The organism is Mixta sp., assembly GCF_024610815.1.
Taxonomy (GTDB): Bacteria; Pseudomonadota; Gammaproteobacteria; order Enterobacterales; family Enterobacteriaceae; genus Mixta; species Mixta calida.
Map to the genome: position 1 here is coordinate 22,383 of NZ_JANION010000063.1, position 22,500 is coordinate 44,882.

The window sequence follows — 22,500 nt, forward strand, 5'->3', positions numbered from 1 at the left end:
TGCTACTGCGCGTCAGCGCGGGGACACTCTACCCCTTAAATCGGCTAATGCAACCGCGATGCGAAAAAAGCGCGAAAATCACTCATCGCAGCGCAGTTGACTCAGCGTTATCAGCGGCAGCGCGGGCCGCGCAACGCTTGTCTGCCACAGCTGACACCCCTCCGGCCCCGGCAGCGTTTGCAGCGTGGCGGTCCAGCCTTCGCTCTCTTCTCCCTGCAGGCGCAGCGCCGCAATGCGCCACGCCTCCCGCTGCTGCCACTGACGATAAAAGCCCTGCGTCAGCGCCTGCTGATAGTGCAGCAGCGCGGTTAAACCAATGGCGAACAACAGCAGCGCCAGCAGCGTCTCTATTACGCTGAAGCCGCGATCAGCGCGCATCGGGCGTACAGGCCTCAGGACGGGAAAGCGGGCAGAAGTCGAGCCAGCCGTGCGCCTGCGGTCGCCAGCGCTTGCCCTCCTCCAGCCGCAGCCACTGCCACAGCGCCAGCGCGTCGGCATCCGCCAGCGCGGAGCCGCGCAGCAGCGCCTCGCCGTTATCCAGCGACAGCAGGCAGGCGCGCCAGCCGAACTGCGTCTGCTGCTGACAGCGCCATCCCTGTCGCAGCGGCCAGATCAGACGCTGCCCCCAGGCGAGCGCCGAGAGCGCCTGATGGTAATCGATCAGGTATTGACGCTCATCGACCACCTGCGACAGCGCCGCGCCGAGCTGCTGCCGCGTCGCATTCAGCAGCGCCGAGCCAAGCAGCAAAACCAGCAGCACCATGGCGATCGCCACCCCGCCGCGCTGCTTCAGCGCTGATTCCATGTATTGACGACGCTGCGCAGCGTCACCGACACCGCGGGAAAGCGCGCCGACGCGCCGCTGAGCGTCAGCGCCACCTGCGCGCCGCGGCGGGCAAACGCCAGTCCATTGATAGTCACGCTTGCCGGATCGGAAAGGCTTTCCCAGCCGCCGCCCTCGCAGCTCTCTGCGCCGCGCTGCATCTCCAGCCGTCGATCGCGCAGCCGGTATCCGTACCATTCGCTTTCCTCCTGATTCGGCCCTTCCCAGCGGCCATTGCCGTTTTCATCCCAGCGCGCCAGCAGACAACCCTGTCGCAGCGTTAGCGGCGCGCCTTCGCAATCGCCGCGGCAGTAACCGGCGCGGCGGATCGCCTTCTCCAGCGTGTTGAGCATAAGCTGCAAATCCGCCTGTAACCGCACCTGGCTTTGCAGATGCAAATTTTGTCGTTGCAGATGCGGCAGCAAACGCAGCGCGCCCAGCATTAAAATGCCGCTCAGCGCCATCGCCACCAGCATCTCCATCAGGGTGAAGCCAGCGTTTTTTACGGACATATGCTCGCCTCGCAGAGACGGATGCGGCCGCGCGCGGAAATAATCATATGCCAGCGCAGCGTTTCATCACCGAAGGCGATATGGCCTGCGCGCGCCACGTTGCGCCTGCCGTAAAAGCCGGGACTGCCCTCAATGGCGAGAATAGCGACCTGCGGATGCGGCGCCAGCAGCTGTAAGCGTCGGTTAGCCTGACAGCCTGAGACGGGCTTCGGCCCGCTGCCGAGGCACCAGCGCTCCCCCGCCAGCAGCCACAGCGGCTGTTCGCTGTTATGCCAGTTGGCCCAGGCGCGTGCGCCAGAGAGAAACTGTTGCAGCTGCTGCGCGGTATCGCGCATGCGCTGGCGTTGCTGCCACTGCTGCCAGCCGTTCAGCGAAGCCATGCTCAGCAGGCTGACCACCATTAATACCAGCAGCAGCTCCAGCAGCGTAAAGCCGTATGCGGAAGTTTTTTTCATGCGGCTATTGTGCCGCGTCGCTTGCTCATCGCCAGCGTTCCGCCTGTTCTCTGCGCATTGGCTTCCAGGCTTTTGGACGCCGTTTCATACGCAGCCAAACGCAATGTGACCCGCCTCGCAGCAGCGGCGGCATCCAGGAGAGGAGAGTCCCGACTGCACCAGAAATGGGCGATGCTGCAGATTTGTTGAGCTTTTGTTAAGACATAATCGCCGCAATGCCGCTGTTAAACGTGCTGCGCGCCGCTTCCCGCTTCGCGTAAACCTGGCATGACTTCTGCTTTGTTAAATAACTAACAGGCCGCTCGCTGATGACAGCGAACTAACATAAGGTTGCCAGAATGGTGAAGCCCACGCTGATCGCCCGTATCGAAAGCACCTTCGGCCAGCAGACGCCCAGCGGCAAACGCATCGCCGGATGGCTGCTGACCCATACGGGACAGATTCCGTTTGAAACCGCCGACAGCATCGCGCGCGCCACCGGCACCAGCGGCATTACCGTAGGCCGCTATCTGCGACGGCTGGGCTACCGCAATCTTGATGATCTCAGGCAGAGCCTGCGCGATACGCCGCAGATCGACTATAAGCCCTGGGGCGTTATCGACCGCCTCGACTCCTGGCAGCAGCAGAAGCATTTGCCGGATCGCTACGCGCAGTCGCTGGAACTGGAGCTGGACGCCATCACGCAGGTTTATCGCCTGGCGCAGAGCGAGGTGTTTCAACGCATCAGTCAGCGGTTGGCGAACGCCGACGCGGTATTTGTATTGGGGATTCAGTCGACACGCGGCATCGCCAACGCCTTTTTCAGCCATCTGGAGTACCTCCGCCCGCACGTCAGCTATGTAGACGGGCTTTCCGGCACCTGGGTGGAAACGCTTAATTCAGAATTTCAGTCGCCCTATGTAGTGGTGACCGATACTCGCGCCTACTCCACTATCGCCCGGCAGTTTTGCCGCGTCGCCTGCGAGCGGCAGATCCCGCTGGCGCTGGTGACCGATGTCTGGTGCCCGTGGGCGCGCGACTATCCGCTCGATTTACTGCAGGTGAAGACCGATACCGGCCACTTCTGGGATTCTCTGGCGCCGCTGAGCTGCCTGTTTAACCTGCTGCTTTCGGCGGTGGTGGAGCAGCTTGGCGAACGACTGGCAGCAAGGTTGGCCGTTAATCGCCAGCTTCAGCAGGAGTTTGGTCAATTTGAACGTTAACCGAGGGAAAAGTACATGACGCAAGAAGCTGAGCTGGTCGACCTGGCGGACCTGTTTCCACAGCTGGAGATCGATCTGAAGTACGCCACGCCCGATAATATCACCGGCTACGCCATCTATCAGGAGGCGCGCTGCCTGCTGCATCCCGACGCGGCGAAAGCGCTGGCGCGCAGCGTGATGGTGGCGCGCCTGGCCGGGCTAACGCTGGTGGTATACGACGCTTATCGCCCTCAGCTGGCGCAGCAGCATCTCTGGCTCGCCTGCCCCGATCCGCAGTATGTAGTAGCGGTGTCGCTCGGCTCCAACCACAGCCGCGGCACGGCGATCGACGTTACGCTGCGCGATGAGGCGGGCCACATCCTTGATATGGGCGCAGGGTTTGATGAGATGCATCCGCGATCGCACCTCTGGAACCCGGAGGTGCCGCCTGCGGCGCAGCGCAATCGCCTGCTGCTGAACGCCATTATGCAGGCCGGCGGCTTCGTCGGCATCAACAGCGAGTGGTGGCATTTTGAACTGCCCGACTCGGTGCGCTATCCCCTGTTAACCGATCGTTTTAGCTGTGCCGCTCTGCCTTCTATAACAACAACACATTCACTTTAACCAGGAGCCTGCCATGAAAACTTCTCCCGCATCCTGCCTGCTGCGCCCGACGCTGCTGGCGTTGGCGCTGAGCGCCGCGTCGCTCTCTGCGCTGGCGGCGGTGCCAAAAGATATGCTGACGATCGGCAAAGCCGCCGATCCGCAAACGCTCGATCCGGCGGTCACCATCGATAACAACGACTGGACGGTGGTCTATCCCGCTTATCAACGGCTGGTGCAGTATAAAACCGCGGGCGGCAAAGGATCGACCGAGGTGGAAGGCGATCTGGCGACGAGCTGGCAGGCCTCCGACGATCAAAAGGTCTGGACCTTTAAGCTGAATCCGGCGGCGAAATTCTCCGACGGCGCGCCGGTTACCGCCGCAGCGGTCAAGGCCTCTTTCGAGCGCCTGCTGAAAATCGCCCAGGGGCCATCGGAAGCGTTTCCGAAAGACCTGAAGGTCGAGGCGCCTGACGAACAGACCGTGCGTTTTACCCTCGGCACCCCCTTCGCGCCGTTTCTGAATACGCTGGCCAACGACGGCGCCGCGATTATCAATCCAGCGGTGCTGAAACAGCACGCGGCCGACGACGCGCGCGGCTGGCTGGCGGAGCATACCGCCGGTTCCGGCCCTTTTATGCTGCAACGCTGGCAAAAAGGCCAGCAGCTGGTGCTGGTGCCCAACCCGCACTACAGCGGCAAACGCCCCGCCTTTAAGCGCGTGGCGATAAAAATCATCGGCGAAAGCGCCACGCGCCGTCTGCAACTGACGCGCGGCGATATCGACATCGCCGAATCGTTACCGGTTGATCAGCTCGGCGCGCTAAAGCAGGAAGGGAAAGTGACCGTGGCGGAATACCCTTCGCTGCGCGTGACCTATCTCTATCTGAATAACGCAAAGCCGCCGTTGAATCAGGTCGATCTGCGCCGCGCCATCTCCTGGTCCACCGACTATCAGGGGCTGGTGAAGGGTATCCTGGCGGGGAACGGCAAACAGATGCGCGGGCCGATACCGGACGGAATGTGGGGCTTCGATCCGCAGGCGATGCAGTACAGTAACGATCCGACACAGGCGAAGGCCGCCTGGGAGAAGGTGGCGGATAAGCCGAAAACCCTTACCTTCCTCTATTCCGACAGCGATCCCAACTGGGAGCCGATCGCCCTCTCTACCCAGGCGAGCCTGAACGCGCTCGGCATCAGCGTCAAGCTGGAGAAGCTGGCGAACGCCACAATGCGTGACCGCATCGGCAAAGGCGATTATGACATCGCCATCGGCAACTGGAGTCCCGACTTCGCCGATCCCTATATGTATATGAACTACTGGTTCCAGTCCGATAAGAAAGGGCTGCCGGGCAACCGCGCTTTCTACGCCAATCCGCAGGTAGACGCCCTGCTGAAGCAGGCGATCTCTACCACCGACCAGGCGGCGCGCACCCGCGACTACCAGGCGGCGCAGAAAATCGTGATTGATGAAGCGGCCTACGTCTACCTGTTCCAGAAGAACTATCAGGTGGCAATGAATAAGGCGGTGCAGGGGTTCGTCTACAACCCAATGCTGGAACAGGTGTTTAACGTCGCCAGCATGAGCAAGTAACGGCGGCTCTCTTTCCTGACCGGCGTCGCCCAGGCGGCGCCTGATACCGAGGCTCAGGCTATGACTGTGTGGAGCATACTGCGGCAGCGCTGCTGGGGGCTGTTGCTGGTAATGGCGGGCGTATGCGTCATCACCTTTATTATTTCCCACCTCATCCCTGGCGATCCGGCGCGCCTGCTGGCTGGCGACCGCGCCAGCGATGAGATGGTGCGGCATATTCGTCAGCAGCTGGGGCTGGATCTGCCGCTGTGGCAGCAGTTTATTCATTATGTCGGCGATCTGTTGCAGGGCGATCTCGGCACCTCGATCCGCACCGGCAGGCCGGTGCTGGCGGATATCGCCGTCTTCTTTCCGGCGACGCTGGAGCTGGCGCTGTGCGCCCTGCTGCTGGCGCTGCTGGCGGGCGTGCCGCTCGGCGTGCTGTCGGCGGTCTGGCGCAATCGCTGGCTCGATCACCTGGTGCGCCTGCTGGCGATTACCGGCATCTCGACGCCCGCCTTCTGGCTGGGGCTGGGAGCGATCGTGCTGTTTTACGGCCATCTTAACCTGCTGCCCGGCGGCGGACGGCTGGACGACTGGCTCGATCCGCCGACGCACGTCACAGGGCTCTACCTGATCGACGCGCTGCTGGCAGGAGACGGCGAGGTCTTTTTCAACAGCCTGGAACATCTGATCCTGCCCGCGCTGACGCTGGCCTTTGTGCATCTCGGCATCGTGGCGCGTCAGATCCGTTCGGCGATGCTGGAGCAGCTAAGCGAAGATTATATTCGCACCGCGCGCGCCAGCGGCCTGCCCGCCTGGCGCATTATTCTCGGCCACGCCCTGCCCAACGCGCTGATCCCGTCGATCACCGTGCTGGGGCTGGCGCTGGGCGACCTGCTGTATGGCGCGGTGCTGACGGAGACCGTTTTCTCCTGGCCCGGCATGGGCGCCTGGGTGGTGGCGTCGATTCAGGCGCTCGACTTCCCGGCGGTGATGGGCTTCGCCGTGGTGGTGTCGTTCGCCTACGTGTTAGTGAACCTCGTTGTGGATTTGCTCTATCTGTGGATCGATCCGCGCATCGGTCGGGGAGGCGCCGTATGACCGTCAGTGAACAAACCGATCTTAACCCAATAAAAATGTCCGTACGCCGTCGCGGCGGCAAGGCGTTCTGGCTGCTGAAGCAGAGTCCGCTGACGCTGATCGGCGGCGCGATTATGGCGCTGATGCTGCTGCTGATGCTGTTTTCGCCCTGGCTGACGCCGCTCGATCCCAACGCTGTCGATCTGGCGGCGCGCTTGCAGCCGCCTTCGTCGGCGCACTGGTTCGGCACCGACGAAGTGGGACGCGATCTTTTCAGCCGAGTACTGATCGGCAGCCAGCAGTCGATGGCCGCCGGGCTGGCGGTAGTGATTGTCGCGGGCGGCATCGGCTCGCTGCTCGGCTGCTTTTCCGGCGTGCTGGGCGGCTGGGCGGACGCGGTGATTATGCGGGTGATGGATATTATGCTGTCGATCCCGTCGCTGGTGCTGACGATGGCGCTGGCGGCGGCGCTCGGCCCCAGCCTGTTTAACGCCATGCTGGCGATCGCCATCGTGCGCATCCCGTTCTACGTGCGGCTGGCGCGCGGTCAGACGCTGGTGGTACGCCAGTTCGCCTATGTGCAGGCGGCGCGCACCTTCGGCGCCACGCGCTGGCATCTGATCGTCTGGCATGTGCTGCGCAACGCCATGCCGCCGCTGGTGGTGCAGGCCTCCCTTGATATCGGCACCGCGATCCTGATGGCGGCGACGCTGGGCTTTATCGGCCTCGGCGCGCAGCAGCCCACAGCGGAATGGGGCGCGATGGTCGCCAATGGCCGCAACTATGTGCTGGATCAGTGGTGGTACTGCGCCTTTCCCGGCGCCGCCATTCTGATCACCGCCGTTGGCTTTAACCTGTTTGGCGACGGTCTGCGTGACCTGCTCGATCCGAAAAGCGGAGGACGTCACTGATGAGCGAACCCCTGTTGGCTATTGACGATTTACGCCTCAGCTTCCCGATTTTTCAGGGCGAGGTGCATGCTCTTAATCGCGTCTCGCTGAGCGTCAACCGCGGCGAAATCGTCGGCGTGGTGGGTGAATCGGGCTCCGGCAAATCGGTGACCGCCATGCTGGCAATGCGCCTGCTGCCCGCCGACAGCTACCGTATTCTCGGCGGCGGCGTGCGGCTACTGGGCGAGGATATACTGCGCGCCAGCGAGAAGCAGATGCGGCAGCTGTGCGGCGCGAAGGTGGCGATGATTTTTCAGGAGCCGATGACCGCGCTGAACCCGACGCGCCGCATCGGGCAGCTGATGACTGAGGTTATCCGCCAGCATCAGCGGCTTTCGGCGCGTGAGGCGCAGCAAAAAGCGATCGCCCTGCTGACAGAGATGCAGATCGCCGATGCGCCGCAGGTGATGAAGCGCTACCCGTTCGAACTCTCCGGCGGCATGCGTCAGCGGGTGATGATCGCGCTGGCTTTCTCCTGCGAGCCGGAACTGATTATCGCCGACGAGCCGACCACCGCGCTGGATGTGACGGTGCAGCGTCAGGTGCTGCGTCTGCTGAAGCAGAAAGCGCGTGCCAGCAACACCGCCGTGCTGTTTATCAGTCACGATATGGCGGTGGTGTCGCAGCTGTGCGATCGCCTGTATGTGATGTACGCCGGCGCGGTGATCGAAAGCGGCCCGACCCGGCAGCTGATCGACCGACCGGCGCATCCCTATTCGCTGGGCCTGCTGCGCTGCGCGCCGGAAGCGAGCGCGCCGCGTGCCGAGCTGCCCGCCATCCCTGGCACAGTGCCCAACCTGACGCAGCCGCCGGTCGGCTGCGCCTTCCGCGAGCGCTGCTTCGCCGCCGACGCCCGCTGTCTGCACACGCCTTCACTCAGCCCGTGCGGCGCCGGCGAACAGCTGGCCGCCTGCTGGCATCCGCAACTGGAGCAACGCCATGTCTGACATCCTGCTGGAACTGGAAAACGTTCACGTTAATTTCCCGGCGCGCACCAACTGGCGCGGTAAGGTCACCGAGCGCGTGCATGCGCTGAACGGTCTGGACTTACAAATCGCCCGCGGCGAAACGTTGGGCATCGTCGGTGAATCGGGCTGCGGCAAAAGCACGCTGGCGCAGCTGCTGATGGGAATGATCGCTCCCGCCAGCGGCGTCTGCCATCGCGCCCGCACGCCCGGATCCTGGCTGGGCAGCGGCATGCAGATGGTGTTTCAGGACCCGCTCTCTTCGCTCGATCCGCGCCTGCCGGTGTGGCGCATTATCACCGAGCCGGTGTTTATCCAGCAGCGCAGCAGCGAGGCGCAGCGTCGTATGCTGGCGCGCGATCTGGCGCTGCTGACCGGCATTCGCCCCGAATATCTCGACCGCCAGCCGCACGCCTTTTCCGGCGGTCAGCGACAGCGCATAGCCATCGCTCGCGCGCTCTCGGCGCAGCCCGATATCATCGTGCTGGATGAACCGACCTCGGCGCTTGATATTTCAGTGCAGGCGCAGATCCTCAACCTGCTGGTGCGGCTCCAGCGCGAGCGACAGCTCACCTACGTATTGATTTCGCATAACGTGTCGGTGGTGCGCCATATGAGCGATCGGGTAGCGGTGATGTATCTGGGGCAGATTGTGGAGCTGGGCGCGACGGAACAGGTGCTGACGCAGCCGCGTCATCCTTATACGCGTCTGCTGCTCGACTCGGTGCCGCGCGTGGATCGTTCGCTGGAGGGAGAGCTGGCGGACCGCAAAGGCGACCTGCCGGGGAATCGAAAGCTGCCGCAGGGCTGCTTTTTTCACGACCGCTGTCCGCTGGCGGTACAGGGCTGTCAGCAGCCGCAGCCGTTAAGGATGGACGCCAGCGGCGCAGGGGTGCGCTGCTGGCGTGCCGGGGTTATATCGCCACCGGCGCCTTGATGGCCGGGTGCGGATCGTAGCCTTCGATCTCAAAATCCTCGAAGCGGTAGTCAAACAGCGAGGCGGGCTTGCGTTTGATTACCAGCTTCGGCTGCGGACGCGGCTCGCGGGTCAGCTGCAGGCGCGCCTGCTCCAGATGGTTGCTGTAGAGATGCGTGTCGCCGCCGGTCCAGACGAAATCGCCCGGCTCCAGATCGCACTGCTGCGCCATCATATGCACCAGCAGCGCGTAGCTGGCGATGTTGAACGGCAGGCCGAGGAACACATCGCAGGAGCGCTGATAGAGCTGGCAGGAGAGCTTGCCGTCCGCGACGTAGAACTGGAAGAAGGCGTGGCACGGCGCCAGCGCCATCTGGTCCAGCTCGCCGACGTTCCAGGCAGAGACGATAATGCGGCGCGAATCAGGATCGTTTTTCAGCTGATCCAACACCTTCGCCAGCTGGTCGATCTGACGGCCATCCGCCGCGCCCCAGCTGCGCCACTGCTTACCGTAGACCGGCCCCAGATCGCCATTTTCGTCGGCCCACTCGTCCCAAATCGAGACGTTGTTTTCTTTGAGGTACGCGATATTGGTATCGCCATTCAGGAACCAGAGCAGTTCATGAATAATTGAGCGCAGATGACAGCGCTTGGTAGTGACCAGCGGAAAACCTTCCTGCAAATTGAAACGCATCTGGTGGCCGAAAATCGACAGCGTGCCGGTGCCGGTGCGATCGTTTTTCGGCGTGCCCTCATTCAGCACTTTTTCCATTAACGCCAGATACTGCTTCATTTTTGTTCACCTGTTTGTAGCTGCGGACGACGACGGTACGCCCAAATCATCATAATCACGCCGGCCAGAATCATCGGCACCGACAGAATTTGTCCCATGCTGATACCTCCGAACAGGCCCAGCTGGGCATCGGGCTGACGGAAGAACTCCACGATAATGCGGAACGCGCCGTAGCCGATTAAGAACAGACCGGAAACGCTGCCCATTGGGCGCGGCTTGCGGATAAACAGGTTAAGGATGGTGAACAGCACCACGCCTTCCAGCGCCAGCTCATAGAGCTGCGAAGGGTGACGCGGCAGCACGCCGTACGTCGCCAGCAGCGACTGCCATTCAGGATGGGTCGCTACCAGCGCCACATCTTCGCTGCGCGAGCCGGGAAACAGCATCGCCCAGGAGAGGTCCGGCGCCACGCGGCCCCAGAGTTCACCATTGATAAAGTTGCCCAGTCGACCGGCGCCCAGCCCGAACGGGATCAGCGGCGCGATAAAGTCGGAGACCTGGAAGAAGTTGCGTTTGGTGCGGTGCGCGAACCACAGCATCACGACGATCACGCCAATCAGGCCGCCGTGGAACGACATGCCGCCATCCCAGACTTTAAACAGATAGAGCGGGTTATCAAGAAACAGCGGCAGGTTGTAAAACAGCACATAGCCGATGCGTCCGCCAAGGAACACGCCAAGGAAGCCCGCATAGAGCAGGTTTTCCACTTCCTCTTTTTTCCAGCCGCTGCCGGGCTTGTTGGCACGTCGTACCGCCAGCCACATCGCAAACACGAACCCGACCAGATACATCAGGCCGTACCAGTGCAGGGAGAGGGGGCCGATGGAGAAGATCACCGGATCGAATTGGGGGAAAGCCAGGTAGCTATTCATCTTTCACCATTATTGTCATCCGTCCATGGGCTGGACGATGGATAGTTCACTCCATGCGCGCCGCGAAAAGCGCAGCGCCTCTCAGCCAGGAAAAACCGGCCGGGCATGATAGCATAGCCGTTTTCCGGCAGGTTTATGGAAATGTAAACGCGGATAAATCGCCTCAGCGACCGCCGCGGATTAGCCCGCCCAGACCGCGCCTTTCCATAAAGGCGGCGACCTGATGACGCACTTCGGTGGCGGTTTGCGCCTGCAGGCTGCGTTCGCTTAGCGCCTGCGCCTCTTCACGCTCGATATGGCGCAGCAGATACTTCACGCGCGGCACGTTTTTGCCGTTCATGCTCAGATGGTGATAGCCGAGTCCGACCAGCAGCACCACGCACATCGGATCGCCTGCCATCTCGCCGCACAGACAGAGGTCAATCTGCGCCTGGCGCGCCGATTCGGCGATCGATTTCAGCGCGTGAAGCATCGCCGGATGCAGCGAATCGTAGAGATTCGCCACGCGCGTGTTGTTGCGATCCACCGCCAGCAGATACTGCGTCAGATCGTTGGTGCCGACCGAGACGAAATCAACGCGCGACGCCAGGTGCGGGATCATAAACAGCATGGAAGGCACCTCGATCATAATGCCGATGCGCGGTCGGGGGATGTCGTAGCCGAGCATCTCCTCCACTTCCTGCCCGGCGCGATCGATCAGGCGTCGCGCCTCGTCGATCTCGTCGATGCTGGTGATCATCGGCAGCAGAATGCTGAGGTTGCCGCTGGCGGCGTTGGCGCGCAGCATGGCGCGCACCTGCACGAGAAAAATCTCCGGCTGGTCGAGCGTCAGGCGGATGCCGCGCCAACCCAGACAGGGGTTCTCCTCGCTGATCGGCATATAGGGCAGCTGCTTGTCGGCGCCGATATCGAGCGTGCGCAGCGTCACCGGCTTATTCAGAAACAGCTGTAGCATTCCCTGATACTGAGCCACCTGCTCCTCTTCCGACGGGAAGCCGTTTTGCAGCATAAAAGGGATTTCGGTGCGGTAGAGGCCGATGCCGTCCACCCAGTTGTCCATCGCCTGCTCATGTTCGGCGCTGAGGCCCGCGTTCAGCATCACCTGAATACGTTCGCCGCTTTTCAGCTCGGCAGGCTGTTCGACGTCATCTTCCGCCAGCCGGCTTAGCGCGTTCTCCTCACTGACCAGCCGCTGATACTCATGGATCAGCACCGGTTCAGGATCGATCAGCAGTTCGCCGCGGTAGCCGTCGACGATCAGCAACCGCTTATCGAGCATTTCCGGCAGAATATCGGCGCCCATCACCGTCGGGATGCCCATCGCGCGCACCAGGATCGCGGCATGCGAGTTGGCGGCACCGTCGCGCACCACCACGCCCGCCAGACGCTCCTGCGGCAGCTCCGCCAGCGTGGTGGCCGTCAGCTCGTCCGCCACCAGCACAAAGCGCTCCGGCCAGGCATTGGTGCCCTGTAACGTATCATCAAGGTGGAACAGCAGGCGCTGACCCAGCACGCGCAAATCGCCCGCGCGCTCGCGCAGGTAGCTGTCCTGCAGGCTGGCGAACTGCGCAGCGAACTTCTCAATAACCTTTTTCACCGCCCATTCAGCGACCGATCCGCCCTCGATCTCGGCAAAGAGATCCTGTTTCAGGCGCGCGTCGCTAAGCAGGTGGGAGTAAAGATCGAAAATGGCGGCGCTCTCTTTCTGCACGCTGGCGCTGAAGCGCTTGCTGAAGCGGCGGAATTCATTGCTCGCCTCGCCCATCGCCAGCGATAGCCGCTCGCGCTCGCGCGCGACATCCAGCGTCGAGGCGGCGAACACATGCTCCAGAGAAGGCTGAGTATTGTCGACCCAGCCGGGCGCGACCGCGACCCCAGGCGCCGCCGCCAGCGCGCGCACGCGCTTCTGACGGAAGTGGCCGAACAGCTGGCTGAGCTGGGACTGAGTGATCAGCGTGGCCATCTGCGTGGCGAGCGTCACCAGAAAAGATTCTTCGCTTTCGTCAAACTGACGATGTTCGCGCTGCTGCACTACCAGCACGCCAAGCAGCTGGCGGCGCGTAATGATCGGCACGCCGAGGAAGGAGCGGAAACGTTCCTCTTTAACCGAAGGAATGAATTTGAAGCTGGGATGACTCTGCGCGTCGGCGAGGTTGATCGGTTCCGCCAGTCGCCCTACCAGCCCGACGATGCCCTGATCGAATGCCAGCGTGACGATCTTGCCGCGCGGCTTTTTCAGCCCGCGCGTCGCCATGAGGTAATAGCAACGACGATCGTGATCGGCGAGATAAATAGAGCAGACTTCGGTTTCCATGGCGAAACAGATTTCGTTCACCAGGATCTCCAACGCCTCATCCAGACGCGGCGCGGCCGCCACTTTCTCTACAATCTCACGCAACTGAGTCAGCATCATCAGCGTGGCTTAACCTCTTTTTCGTCGATAAGCAGGCGAATTGCGCTGCGTTGCACTCTCCTGCAGCGGCATGACGACGCTGGCAAACTCTTTCATTACGCGGCGGTAAACATCGCGCTTAAACGAGACCACCTGACGAACAGGATACCAAAAGCTGACCCAGCGCCAGCCGTCAAATTCCGGCGTGCTGCTGGTTTGCATGTTGATATCGGCGTCATTGCACATCAACTGCAGAAGAAACCACTTCTGTTTCTGGCCGATACATACCGGCTTCGTGTCCCAACGCACCAAACGTTTTGGCAACTTATAACGTAACCAGTTTCGGGTAGAAGCAAGCAGGCGGACATCTTTACGGTGCAAACCGACTTCTTCAAAGAGTTCACGGTACATAGCCTGTTCCGCAGTTTCTCCTGGATTGATGCCCCCCTGCGGGAACTGCCAGGAATGCTGTCCGAAACGCCGGGCCCATAATACCTGCCCCTGCCTGTTACAGATTACAATACCAACATTTGGGCGGTAGCCATCATCGTCGATCACGGGACTACCTCAAACTGAAATTCAGATAGTCTGATTGTTTCATACTCCTTACAGGCGGTAAACCACTGCTTGCGGCTGTGCATAACGCATAACATTGGGATAACTCACAGATTTCATCATAGTTATAAACAGAGACCGGCTAAAACAGCCCATTTTATTCACTTTTTCTGTGGATAGCTTTGTGCAGAACATGGTAAACGGCCGGGAAAAGCTGCAAAAAACCGTCATTGCCCGCCGTAAGATCTTCTATAAAATAGATTTAATATCAATAAATTAAATATCAAACCCAGGCCGTGATCGATTCCCGACCCGGCTTCAAAAGATAAAAAGATCCTTTACTGGCGAAAGATCAAACACCGATGTTTTTATCCACAGAATATGCCATAAAGTTACGCACAAAATGGCCTCACCCAGCAAAAAGAGCCTCCGTCAAGGCTGTAAATGGAACCAGTATGTGCGAAAAAACTGAGTTATCCCAGTTTTCTGTGGATAACTACGGGTAAGATCCTGTTCATTGTCGGTGACAATGTGGGTAAAACAGTACGGCCCTTTGCCGCGTCGCAGGATCGTCCAGATAAAAACCCAAGGGTAATCATGCTATTATTCCCCCGCTTTTTCTTCTGTGAGACCGCCGCCGACAGGCAAAACAGAGATGGTTATTTTTTGATCAACTAACAGGCTTTTTATGACGACACGGTTTTTATCAGCGCCACCCGAAAATGAAGCGGAACTGCTGACGCGCGCGCAGGCGCTGGCTGGCTATACGCTGAGCGAGCTGGCCCAGCAGGCGGGCATTCCAACGCCCGCCGATTTGCGCCGCGATAAAGGGTGGGTCGGCATGCTGCTGGAGATACATTTAGGCGCCAGCGCCGGCAGCAAGCCGGAACGCGATTTCGCCCATCTTGGCGTAGAGTTGAAAACCATTCCTGTTGACGCGCAGGGCCGTCCGCTGGAGACCACCTTCGTCTGCGTCGCGCCGCTCACCGGCAACAGCGGGGTCACCTGGGAGAACAGTCATGTACGCCATAAGCTGGCGCGCGTGTTGTGGATTCCGGTTGAGGGAGATCGCGCGCTGCCGCTGGCGACGCGGCGCGTCGGCGCGCCGCTGCTCTGGAGCCCCTCGCCGGAAGAGGAAGATCTGCTGCGGCGCGACTGGGAAGAATTGATGGATATGATGGTGCTCGGTCAGGTAGAGCGCATCACCGCCCGCCACGGCGAAGTGTTGCAGATACGTCCGAAAGCGGCCAACAGCAAAGCGCTGACCGAAGGTATCGGTGAACATGGCGAACCAATCATGACGCTGCCGCGCGGCTTTTATCTGAAGAAAAGCTTTACCGCCCCGCTGCTGGCGCGCCATTTTTTGCTTTAACATTTCCCAGACGAAAGACGATGCGTATAATCATCGTTTATCTTTCGTTTAGGATGCGATGTTACAATGTTCGACTGGATTGCAGATCCCAATGCCTGGCTGGCTCTCGGCACGCTCACCATTCTGGAAATCGTGCTGGGCATCGACAATATTATTTTTCTTTCTCTGGTTGTCGCCAAACTCCCGAAAAATCAGCAGAACAGCGCGCGTCGTATCGGCCTGATGGGCGCGATGCTTATGCGCCTCGGCCTGCTTGCCTCTATCGCCTGGGTAGTGAAGCTGACCAATCCGCTGTTTACCCTGATGGATCATCCTTTCTCCGCGCGCGATTTGATTCTGCTGGGCGGCGGGCTGTTCCTGCTGTGGAAGTCGAGCATGGAGATCCATGAAAGCATCGAAGGCGGCAGCGAGGAGCATAAAACCAATGTTCACTCCTTTGTCGGCGCCATCGCGCAAATCATGGTGCTGGATATTATCTTCAGCCTCGATTCCGTTATCACGGCCGTGGGCCTCTCCGATCACCTGTTTATTATGATGGCGGCGGTCATTATCGCCGTGGGCGTGATGATGTTCGCTGCGAAAAGCATCGGCGAGTTCGTCGATCGTCATCCTTCCGTCAAAATGCTGGCGCTCGCTTTCCTGATTCTGGTCGGCTTCACGCTGATTCTGGAAAGCTTCAATATTCATGTGCCGAAAGGCTATATCTACTTCGCCATGTTCTTCTCAATGGCCGTAGAGTGCCTGAATTTGATGCGCAGCAAAAAAGCCCCGCAGTAAACCTGTCATTCTCCTGTCCGGCTACGGCCGGATATTTTCGCTTTTTCACTTTTCGGAATTATGCGATTAATCCTGGGCAGCCGATGTTTTATTACTACACTGTTTAGTTGTGTTGAACAGGCAGGAGAAAACTGGCAATGAAGCGGATAATGGGCGCGGCTGCCGTGTCAATAATGTTGCTGTTAAGCGGTTGCAGCAGTAATTATGTGATGGCGACCAAAGATGGTCATATGATTTTGACTGACGGTAAACCGGAAATTGATAAAGATACCGGGCTGGTAAAATATACCGATCAGGCTGGCAATGAATTGCAGATTAACGGCGATGAAGTTTCCTCTATTATTGAGCGTTAATCATCCGTAAGCGCCGACGCTTTTTTCTTCGGCGCTTATCGCAACCGTAAACATCACTCTTCTCTTTCCCCTCTCGTCAGCGACCGCTATAGTCGCAGCAGTGCGCCACGCTTTTTGTTGTACGGGCGCCGCCAAGATTCTTTCCATAATGATAAAAGGAAGCCGGCAAATGCACTATCACCGTATCCCCCATAGTACGCTGGAAGTCAGCCAGCTGGGCCTGGGAACCATGACGTTTGGTGAACAAAACAGCGAAGCCGACGCCCATGCACAGCTGGATTTGGCCGTTAGTTGCGGCATCAACCTGATCGACACTGCGGAAATGTACCCCGTCCCGCCACGCCCGGAAACGCAGGGCTTAACCGAGCAATATATCGGCAGCTGGCTGAAAGCGCGCGGCAACCGCGACAAAATTGTGCTGGCGAGCAAAGTCGCTGGCCCGTCGCGCGGCAACGATGCTGGCATCCGCCCTGGGCAGGTGCTGGATCGCAAGAATATTCGCGTGGCGCTGGAAGCAAGCCTGAAACGCCTCAACACCGACTATATCGACCTGTATCAGGTGCACTGGCCGCAGCGCCAGACTAACTGTTTCGGCAAGCTGGGCTATCAGTACACCGACAGCAGCGTGCCGGTGACGCTGTTGGAAACGCTGGAAGCGCTGGCCGAGCAGGTGCGCGCCGGCAAGATCCGCTATGTGGGCGTATCGAATGAAACGCCGTGGGGCGTGATGCGCTATTTGCAGCTGGCGGAAAAGCATGAGCTGCCGCGCATCGTCTCTATCCAGAATCCCTACAGCCTGCTGAACCGCAGCTTTGAAGTCGGACTGGCGGAGATCAGCCAGCATGAGGGCGTAGAGCTGCTCGCCTATTCCAGCCTCGCTTTCGGCACGCTGAGCGGCAAATACCTCAACGGCGCCCGTCCGGCTGGCGCGCGCAATACGCTGTTCAGCCGCTTTACGCGCTACAGCGGCGAGCAGTCGCAGCTGGCGATTGCGGAATATGTCGATCTGGCGCGCAGGCATGGCCTCGACCCGGCGCAGATGGCGCTGGCTTTTGTGCGTCAGCAGCCTTTCGTCGCCAGCACGCTGCTGGGCGCCACCACCCTTGAGCAGCTGCAAAGCAATATCGACAGTTATCAGCTGACGCTCAGCAGCGAAGTGCTGGAGCAGCTGGAAGCGATTCACCGCCGCTATACCTATCCGGCGCCGTAAAAACAACGCCAGGGCGCAGCGCTAACCGCTGCGCCCGTTTAATCCGCTGCTTGCTCCTCGGCGGGAAACTGCGGTTTATCAATCCACTTGCGCGCTTCAGGCTTTAACAGACCGCATTGAATCAGATTCTCGATTTCGCGTTTTTTCCCCGCCAGGCTCATTACCAGCGCTCTCGCATAGAGCTGTCTCCAGCGTAAATCCTCTACTATATCGGGCGTGTCTTCACCGGAAATTTTAATCGTGCGCGCACTCCAGATCTTCGTCACCGCCAGCGTAAAAGGCGAGGGCTGCGGTTGAAAGTGGTAATCATTGCGCTGTTGCAGCAACAGCGGCAGCTGGTTGGCCTCTTCAATCATGGCGGCAGGCGCGGCACGATCCATTTGTTGCCGTGCCAGGCTCTGAACTCTGGCTTTCATTGACGCCATTCCCGGCAGCATAAAATCACGCATTAGAAAATAGAGCCGGCTTTGCTGATCGACAGCCCAGGTAAAAGCGTCGCGCGCGCTTTTCTGTTTCTCGACATAAAAGGCGTTATCGGGATGCTTTATCAGGCACTGTTGTTGCCAGCTATTGATAATATCTTTTTCTGCGTTGGTCGTTGCTTCACTGGCAATAAGCAGCTGGCGATAATCTTCATGCATCAGCTGTAGCTGTTTATTTAACTCAGTCCATATTTCCGCAGGCAGCGCTACGCTGCTGTTTTCCAGCAGGGCATCAGATTTATCCAAATGCTGCTTAACGGGCGCGATGCAATGCCGTTGCAAATCCCAGCTGAAAAGTAAAATTTGCGGCGCCAGCAGCCGCTCGCAATCATGCCAGGCTTGCTGTAGCGCGCCGGTCTGCCTATTGAACTGCTGTAGCGACTGCAAAACAGACGTCTGCTGCTGGATACTATTCAGTCTTGCCTGCCCGTAACGCTGCCAGCCTGCCTGGACAGCGAAAATGACCAGACCAACCATTACGATAACAACACCTGCCGCCACGACACGCTGCCGCAGAGTGCTTTTATGAAACCAGGAGCCATAGAAGCTGCGCTGCACGCGCGGGCTGTTGCCTATATAGTCGGAGATAGTATCCCATCCCCATATGCTGATTGACGGTTGCCCCGCCGCTTGCCGTTTCAATGAAAGCTGTGATGCATATTGATGCAGCGCTACGTCATCGGGCAGAGTCGTTAACACGAGGATTTTATCAACCCTGACGTGGCCGTTATCGATTTCCTTACAGACGTTATCGATATCGCTTTTTCGTAGTCCTTTCCCTACACCCTGCTGGCGACCTTTGCACTGAGCTGCGATCGCCCCTTCCAGCGTTTTGCCATAAATATCGATACCATCCTGGCGTTGCCCGCTGCGTCCCCAGCGCTGAAATTTAGTGGCGTAAATATCACTCAGTAACGCCAGACAAAGCCGTTCAAACATTTGCCAGTCCCGTGGGACAGGATACTGAACTGCATTGCTGCCATTCATTACACGTTCCTGCTTTCCTGATTAAATAAAAGCTACGTTTCCCGCCGCTTTTACTGTTAATGGCGCTTTTGCGCCAGCTGCCAGCCCCACAGTACAGCGATCGCCAGCGCAAACAGCACGCCGAAGCCGACGCCCGTCGCCACCGGCGGCGCACCCAGCCTAATCGCCAGCGAATAGAGGCCCAGCATCAGTAGCATCGCGCTGTTCTCACCGAGGTTCTGCACTGCGATAGCGTTGCCAGCGCCGACCGTCTGCTTGCCGCGCTCCTGCAACAGCGCATTCAGCGGCACAACAAAGAAGCCTCCCAGCGCGCCGATAAGGATCAGCAGCGCATAAGCGTTCGCCTGGGTATGCTGTAATGCGAAGAGAACCACCGCAACGCCGATCAACACTCCGGCGGGCATGCAGCGTCCGACGGTTTTCAGCGTCACCAGCTTTGCCGCCGCCGCCGCGCCGATAACGATCCCGATAGCGACCATCGCATTCAGCAGCGTTGGCGTTTTATTGTCGGTAATGCCCAGCGCCACCGGCACCCACAGCACCAGCAGAAAACGCAGCGTCACGCCGGCGCCCCAGAACAGGCTGGTACCCACCAGCGAAAAACGGGTTTCGCCATTGCGCCATAGCTGCCGTGTCGCCTGAAAGAAACTGCGCGCCATCGCCAGTGGATGCCAACTCTGTTCTGGCCGCGCCGCCGCCAGCTTCGGTATCGACAGGTTTGCCACCACCGCCAGCGCATAGGTCAGCACGCAGATGCCCAACGCCGCCAGCAGGCTCCAGTCCGCCAGCACGCCGCCCGCCACCGATCCCAGCAGGATCGCCGCGATGGTCGAGGCTTCCATCAGGCCGTTCGCTTTCACCAGCTGTTCGCCGCGGGTGATCTCACCGAGAATGCCATACTTCGCCGGTGAATAGGCCGCCGCGCCGACGCCCACCAGCGCATAGCCGATAAAGGGATTCAGGCCGATGCAGATCGCCAGCGCGCCCAGCAGCTTCAGCCCGTTCGCCAGCATCATGACGCGGCCTTTGGCAAAGCTGTCAGCCATCTGCCCGACAAAAGGCGCCAGCAGGATATAGGTGGCGACAAAGACCATCTGCAATACCGGCTGACTCCAGTCGGGCCAGAGCTGATTTTTCAGCACCGCCAGCGTAGCGAACAGCAATGCGTTATCGCCGAAGGCGGAGAAGAACTGGGCGACGATAACCGCCAGCATGCCGCGTGACATTAACGAGGAGTCGTTACCGGGGAGCTTCATTCTTCTTCCACCATTTTTTTCAGAGTGACGAAGTCGGGCTTGCCGCTGCCAAGCAGCGGCAGCTGTTTCAGGAAGCGAATATCACGCGGCACCGCCAGCTCCGCCGCGCCCAGCTCGCGCGCCGCCTGTTGCAGACGATCGCGTTGCAGCTCGCCGTCGGTAGTGAACAGCACCAGCGCTTCGCCGCGATTGCCGTCCGGCCTGAGGGTGGCGGCGTGCTGTTTCTCCGGCGAGGCCTTCAGCGCGATCTGCTCCACCACCTCCAGCGAGACCATCTCGCCGGCGATTTTAGCGAAGCGTTTCGCCCTGCCCTGAATCTGGCAGAAGCCGCCCTCATCGAAGCTGACGATATCGCCGGTATCATACCAGCCCGGCTCCATCACGCCTTCGCCGTTGTCCGCCATCGGCGGCTCCAGCTCGCCGGGACGCTCAACGCGCAGATAGCCTTTCATGATATTCGGTCCGCGCAGTTGCAGCCGACCGCCCTGCTCGATGCCCGGCACCGACATCAGACGCGAATCCATGCCCGGAAGCAGGCGGCCAACTGTATGCGGTTTCGCCGCCATCGGCACGTTAATCGCCACCACCGGCGCGCATTCGGTCACGCCGTAGCCTTCCAGGATGCGGATGCCGAAGCGATCCTGATAAATCTGGCGTACGCCTTCCTGGAGCTTCTCCGCGCCAGCCACGACATAGCGCAGGCGCGCGAAGTCATAAGGGTTGGCGAAGCGGGCATAGTTGCCGAGGAAGGTCGAAGTGCCGAAAAGCACCGTGCAGTTACGGTCATAGACCAGCTCCGGCACGATGCGATAATGCAGCGGGCTGGGATAGAGAAAAACCTGCGCGCCGGTCATCAACGGCGTGAACAGCCCAACGGTCAGGCCGAAAGCATGAAACAGCGGCAGCGAGGCCATGAAACGATCGCGCGGGGTGAAATCGGCCACGGTGCGGATCTGTTCGACGTTGGCCAGCAGGCTTTTATGGGAGTGAACCACCCCTTTGGGATTGCCCTCGGAGCCGGAAGTAAACAGCACCATCGCCGCATCCTCCGCTTTCTGCGGCAGCATCGCATGACGCGGCGCCAGCAGATGCGCGAGTATCCAGAGCTTATCTTTGCCGGTAACGGTATCTTTTAAATCTTCCAGGTAGATCCACTGCACCTGCGGCGTACCCTGCGGCAGATGCCACAGATTGCCTTTCTCCAGGAACTGACGCGAGGTGAAAATGGTTTTGATCTGCGCGGCGGCCACCGCGCTGGCGAGACCGTTGACGCCAGCGGTGTAGTTAAGCATCGCCGGAATACGCGCGCGCAGCGTGGCGCCGAAGATGGCGGCGGCGGTCACGGTGGTGTTGGGCAGCAGCAGACCGATATATTCGCCGGGCTGGGTATAGCGCTCCAGGATGCGTCCGACGCCCAGCGATTTTTTCAGCAGGCCGGTGTAGCTATCGGGTGCGAAATTAATGTCTTCAATACAGGGCTTGAACCAGCCGTAGCGCGTGCGGGCGTTCAGGAACGCTTCAAACAGCGTCTCACGCGGGCGCACCGCCATGCGCGCCTCCATCATAATATGATGCAGATGCTCGCCGGCCAATATACGGCGATCGCGGGCGCGCGGCGCGTCCGGCATCGGAATCCGCGTAGGCGGCAGCAGCGTCAGGGTGATGCGCGGAAACAGGCGGCGCTTAAAGACGCCGCCGAGACGACCGAAAGGGGTAAACTCCGCGCCTTCGATACGCATCGGCACCACCGTCGCCTGCGATTTCGCCGCCACAAAGCCAGCGCCGCTGTAGATCTTCATCAGGGAGCCGGTAACGGTGATGCGCCCTTCAGGGAAGATCACCACCGGCCGGCCTTCGTTAAGCGTGCGCACCAGATATTTGATCGACATAGGCCGGGTGGGATCGAGCGGCACAAAATCCACCAGCGGCTTAATCAGGCGCATAAACCATTTATCGCTGATGTCAGAGTAAACGGCGAAAACCGGTTTGACCGGCAGGAACAGCGCCAGCAGCATGCCGTCCAGGAAAGAGGCGTGATTAGGCGCGATCAGCACTTTCTCCTTATGCAGACCGGAGAGATCGCCGCGCAGCTGCACGCGCCACAGTAAACGAAACAGAAAACGAAACAGGTTAAAAAGCATGCCAGCTCCTTAGCAGCCAAAAATCTGGTTATCACCATGCAGCAAAGATCTGCTGAACTCAACGCCAACGGACGAAAATTTTATATGACATGGCGTTGGTCCGCTACGAAGGCGCTATTTCTCTAAAAGTATTTTATAAAACAATTACAATACAATTAATATATTCGCTCTTTTATTCGGCCTGATTTAATCAAATAAACGCTTAACGAAACCTCTTATATGAAGACTCTTTTTTGTTATCTGTCGCCA

Annotated in this window: 22 protein-coding genes; 11 read left to right on the plus strand and 11 right to left on the minus strand. The window is 59.6% G+C overall.

The features are described from left to right. Window positions 1-78: 78 nt before the first annotated feature. The 4 genes from MYY08_RS03855 to MYY08_RS03870 are packed head-to-tail and all read right to left on the minus strand — an operon-like array spanning window position 79 to window position 1,790. Window positions 79-378: a type IV pilus modification PilV family protein gene (locus MYY08_RS03855; protein ID WP_190296171.1), complete on the minus strand. Its 300-nt coding sequence runs from the start codon at window positions 376-378 to the stop codon at window positions 79-81. After that, window positions 368-805 carry a DUF2509 family protein gene (locus tag MYY08_RS03860; protein WP_038624401.1) on the minus strand — a complete coding sequence of 146 codons (438 nt, stop codon included), beginning with the start codon at window positions 803-805 and terminating at the stop codon, window positions 368-370. The genes MYY08_RS03855 and MYY08_RS03860 overlap by 11 nt, the downstream gene beginning before the upstream one ends. After that, window positions 790-1,335: a prepilin peptidase-dependent protein gene (locus MYY08_RS03865; protein WP_190296172.1), complete on the minus strand. Its 546-nt coding sequence runs from the start codon at window positions 1,333-1,335 to the stop codon at window positions 790-792. Before MYY08_RS03865 ends, MYY08_RS03860 begins: the two co-directional genes overlap by 16 nt. Further along, window positions 1,326-1,790: a prepilin-type N-terminal cleavage/methylation domain-containing protein gene (locus MYY08_RS03870; protein WP_038624399.1), complete on the minus strand. Its 465-nt coding sequence runs from the start codon at window positions 1,788-1,790 to the stop codon at window positions 1,326-1,328. The genes MYY08_RS03865 and MYY08_RS03870 overlap by 10 nt, the downstream gene beginning before the upstream one ends. Before the next feature lie 338 nt (window positions 1,791-2,128). Here MYY08_RS03870 and MYY08_RS03875 point away from each other — a divergent pair, with 338 nt between their 5' ends. Genes MYY08_RS03875 through MYY08_RS03905 form a run of 7 tightly spaced genes read left to right on the plus strand, consistent with a single transcriptional unit; the run spans window position 2,129 to window position 9,082 of the window. After that, window positions 2,129-2,992 (plus strand): MurR/RpiR family transcriptional regulator, encoded by an 864-nt coding sequence (locus MYY08_RS03875; protein ID WP_084971548.1) that lies wholly within the window; start codon window positions 2,129-2,131, stop codon window positions 2,990-2,992. Window positions 2,993-3,007: 15 nt separating this feature from the next. Continuing rightward, window positions 3,008-3,595, plus strand: a complete 588-nt coding sequence (ddpX, locus tag MYY08_RS03880; RefSeq protein WP_038624397.1) for a D-alanyl-D-alanine dipeptidase — start codon at window positions 3,008-3,010, stop codon at window positions 3,593-3,595. Window positions 3,596-3,608: 13 nt separating this feature from the next. Next, window positions 3,609-5,168, plus strand: coding sequence for an ABC transporter substrate-binding protein (locus MYY08_RS03885; protein ID WP_084971550.1), 1,560 nt, complete (start codon window positions 3,609-3,611; stop codon window positions 5,166-5,168). 60 nt (window positions 5,169-5,228) lie between these two features. Next, window positions 5,229-6,251 carry an ABC transporter permease gene (locus MYY08_RS03890; RefSeq protein WP_038624393.1) on the plus strand — a complete coding sequence of 341 codons (1,023 nt, stop codon included), beginning with the start codon at window positions 5,229-5,231 and terminating at the stop codon, window positions 6,249-6,251. Further along, window positions 6,248-7,141, plus strand: a complete 894-nt coding sequence (gene ddpC, locus MYY08_RS03895; protein WP_038624391.1) for a D,D-dipeptide ABC transporter permease — start codon at window positions 6,248-6,250, stop codon at window positions 7,139-7,141. The genes MYY08_RS03890 and ddpC overlap by 4 nt, the downstream gene beginning before the upstream one ends. Continuing rightward, window positions 7,141-8,127, plus strand: a complete 987-nt coding sequence (locus tag MYY08_RS03900; RefSeq protein WP_288013310.1) for an ABC transporter ATP-binding protein — start codon at window positions 7,141-7,143, stop codon at window positions 8,125-8,127. Before ddpC ends, MYY08_RS03900 begins: the two co-directional genes overlap by 1 nt. Further along, window positions 8,120-9,082 carry an oligopeptide/dipeptide ABC transporter ATP-binding protein gene (locus MYY08_RS03905; protein ID WP_084970505.1) on the plus strand — a complete coding sequence of 321 codons (963 nt, stop codon included), beginning with the start codon at window positions 8,120-8,122 and terminating at the stop codon, window positions 9,080-9,082. The genes MYY08_RS03900 and MYY08_RS03905 overlap by 8 nt, the downstream gene beginning before the upstream one ends. Here MYY08_RS03905 and thyA read toward each other — a convergent pair. The 4 genes from thyA to rppH form a co-directional block, all read right to left on the minus strand. After that, the gene (gene thyA / locus MYY08_RS03910; protein WP_038624386.1) at window positions 9,060-9,854 is read right to left on the minus strand and encodes a thymidylate synthase; all 795 of its coding nucleotides are present in this window, start codon (window positions 9,852-9,854) and stop codon (window positions 9,060-9,062) included. The genes MYY08_RS03905 and thyA overlap by 23 nt on opposite strands. After that, a complete protein-coding gene (gene lgt, locus MYY08_RS03915) occupies window positions 9,851-10,726 on the minus strand; it encodes a prolipoprotein diacylglyceryl transferase (RefSeq protein WP_038624385.1) in 876 nt (291 codons plus the stop codon). Before lgt ends, thyA begins: the two co-directional genes overlap by 4 nt. 163 nt (window positions 10,727-10,889) lie before the next feature. Then, window positions 10,890-13,136 (minus strand): phosphoenolpyruvate--protein phosphotransferase, encoded by a 2,247-nt coding sequence (ptsP, locus tag MYY08_RS03920; RefSeq protein ID WP_038629892.1) that lies wholly within the window; start codon window positions 13,134-13,136, stop codon window positions 10,890-10,892. Window positions 13,137-13,148: 12 nt separating this feature from the next. Next, a complete protein-coding gene (rppH, locus tag MYY08_RS03925; protein ID WP_104951579.1) occupies window positions 13,149-13,676 on the minus strand; it encodes an RNA pyrophosphohydrolase in 528 nt (175 codons plus the stop codon). Window positions 13,677-14,361: 685 nt separating this feature from the next. Here rppH and mutH point away from each other — a divergent pair. The 4 genes from mutH to MYY08_RS03945 all read left to right on the plus strand — a co-directional run bounded on the left by mutH (window position 14,362) and on the right by MYY08_RS03945 (window position 17,385). Next, window positions 14,362-15,045, plus strand: coding sequence for a DNA mismatch repair endonuclease MutH (gene mutH / locus MYY08_RS03930; RefSeq protein ID WP_038624382.1), 684 nt, complete (start codon window positions 14,362-14,364; stop codon window positions 15,043-15,045). A 66-nt stretch (window positions 15,046-15,111) separates the two neighbouring features. Beyond that, a complete protein-coding gene (locus tag MYY08_RS03935; RefSeq protein WP_038624381.1) occupies window positions 15,112-15,822 on the plus strand; it encodes a TerC family protein in 711 nt (236 codons plus the stop codon). A 137-nt stretch (window positions 15,823-15,959) separates the two neighbouring features. After that, entirely contained in the window at window positions 15,960-16,175 is a 216-nt protein-coding gene (locus MYY08_RS03940) for a YgdI/YgdR family lipoprotein (protein WP_038624379.1), read from the plus strand. A 169-nt stretch (window positions 16,176-16,344) separates the two neighbouring features. Further along, window positions 16,345-17,385: an NADP(H)-dependent aldo-keto reductase gene (locus tag MYY08_RS03945; protein WP_038624377.1), complete on the plus strand. Its 1,041-nt coding sequence runs from the start codon at window positions 16,345-16,347 to the stop codon at window positions 17,383-17,385. Between the two features lie 38 nt (window positions 17,386-17,423). Here the strand turns inward: MYY08_RS03945 and MYY08_RS03950 are convergent, their stop codons facing one another. The 3 genes from MYY08_RS03950 to aas form a co-directional block, all read right to left on the minus strand. Continuing rightward, the gene (locus tag MYY08_RS03950; RefSeq protein WP_038624375.1) at window positions 17,424-18,806 is read right to left on the minus strand and encodes a hypothetical protein; all 1,383 of its coding nucleotides are present in this window, start codon (window positions 18,804-18,806) and stop codon (window positions 17,424-17,426) included. Between the two features lie 104 nt (window positions 18,807-18,910). Continuing rightward, entirely contained in the window at window positions 18,911-20,110 is a 1,200-nt protein-coding gene (gene lplT / locus MYY08_RS03955) for a lysophospholipid transporter LplT (RefSeq protein WP_038624373.1), read from the minus strand. Further along, window positions 20,107-22,251: a bifunctional acyl-ACP--phospholipid O-acyltransferase/long-chain-fatty-acid--ACP ligase gene (gene aas / locus MYY08_RS03960; RefSeq protein ID WP_038624371.1), complete on the minus strand. Its 2,145-nt coding sequence runs from the start codon at window positions 22,249-22,251 to the stop codon at window positions 20,107-20,109. The genes lplT and aas overlap by 4 nt, the downstream gene beginning before the upstream one ends. Window positions 22,252-22,500 lie beyond the last annotated feature (249 nt).

What these genes read in the sequence shown, in the direction of transcription:
- MYY08_RS03855 (WP_190296171.1), bottom strand. Translation starts at nt 378, where the DNA reads ATGCGCGCTGATCGCGGCTTCAGCGTAATAGAGACGCTGCTGGCGCTG.
- MYY08_RS03860 (WP_038624401.1), bottom strand. Translation starts at nt 805, where the DNA reads ATGGAATCAGCGCTGAAGCAGCGCGGCGGGGTGGCGATCGCCATGGTG.
- MYY08_RS03865 (WP_190296172.1), bottom strand. Translation starts at nt 1,335, where the DNA reads ATGTCCGTAAAAAACGCTGGCTTCACCCTGATGGAGATGCTGGTGGCG.
- MYY08_RS03870 (WP_038624399.1), bottom strand. Translation starts at nt 1,790, where the DNA reads ATGAAAAAAACTTCCGCATACGGCTTTACGCTGCTGGAGCTGCTGCTG.
- MYY08_RS03875 (WP_084971548.1), top strand. Translation starts at nt 2,129, where the DNA reads ATGGTGAAGCCCACGCTGATCGCCCGTATCGAAAGCACCTTCGGCCAG.
- ddpX (WP_038624397.1), top strand. Translation starts at nt 3,008, where the DNA reads ATGACGCAAGAAGCTGAGCTGGTCGACCTGGCGGACCTGTTTCCACAG.
- MYY08_RS03885 (WP_084971550.1), top strand. Translation starts at nt 3,609, where the DNA reads ATGAAAACTTCTCCCGCATCCTGCCTGCTGCGCCCGACGCTGCTGGCG.
- MYY08_RS03890 (WP_038624393.1), top strand. Translation starts at nt 5,229, where the DNA reads ATGACTGTGTGGAGCATACTGCGGCAGCGCTGCTGGGGGCTGTTGCTG.
- ddpC (WP_038624391.1), top strand. Translation starts at nt 6,248, where the DNA reads ATGACCGTCAGTGAACAAACCGATCTTAACCCAATAAAAATGTCCGTA.
- MYY08_RS03900 (WP_288013310.1), top strand. Translation starts at nt 7,141, where the DNA reads ATGAGCGAACCCCTGTTGGCTATTGACGATTTACGCCTCAGCTTCCCG.
- MYY08_RS03905 (WP_084970505.1), top strand. Translation starts at nt 8,120, where the DNA reads ATGTCTGACATCCTGCTGGAACTGGAAAACGTTCACGTTAATTTCCCG.
- thyA (WP_038624386.1), bottom strand. Translation starts at nt 9,854, where the DNA reads ATGAAGCAGTATCTGGCGTTAATGGAAAAAGTGCTGAATGAGGGCACG.
- lgt (WP_038624385.1), bottom strand. Translation starts at nt 10,726, where the DNA reads ATGAATAGCTACCTGGCTTTCCCCCAATTCGATCCGGTGATCTTCTCC.
- ptsP (WP_038629892.1), bottom strand. Translation starts at nt 13,136, where the DNA reads ATGCTGACTCAGTTGCGTGAGATTGTAGAGAAAGTGGCGGCCGCGCCG.
- mutH (WP_038624382.1), top strand. Translation starts at nt 14,362, where the DNA reads ATGACGACACGGTTTTTATCAGCGCCACCCGAAAATGAAGCGGAACTG.
- MYY08_RS03935 (WP_038624381.1), top strand. Translation starts at nt 15,112, where the DNA reads ATGTTCGACTGGATTGCAGATCCCAATGCCTGGCTGGCTCTCGGCACG.
- MYY08_RS03940 (WP_038624379.1), top strand. Translation starts at nt 15,960, where the DNA reads ATGAAGCGGATAATGGGCGCGGCTGCCGTGTCAATAATGTTGCTGTTA.
- MYY08_RS03945 (WP_038624377.1), top strand. Translation starts at nt 16,345, where the DNA reads ATGCACTATCACCGTATCCCCCATAGTACGCTGGAAGTCAGCCAGCTG.
- MYY08_RS03950 (WP_038624375.1), bottom strand. Translation starts at nt 18,806, where the DNA reads ATGTTTGAACGGCTTTGTCTGGCGTTACTGAGTGATATTTACGCCACT.
- lplT (WP_038624373.1), bottom strand. Translation starts at nt 20,110, where the DNA reads ATGAAGCTCCCCGGTAACGACTCCTCGTTAATGTCACGCGGCATGCTG.
- aas (WP_038624371.1), bottom strand. Translation starts at nt 22,251, where the DNA reads ATGCTTTTTAACCTGTTTCGTTTTCTGTTTCGTTTACTGTGGCGCGTG.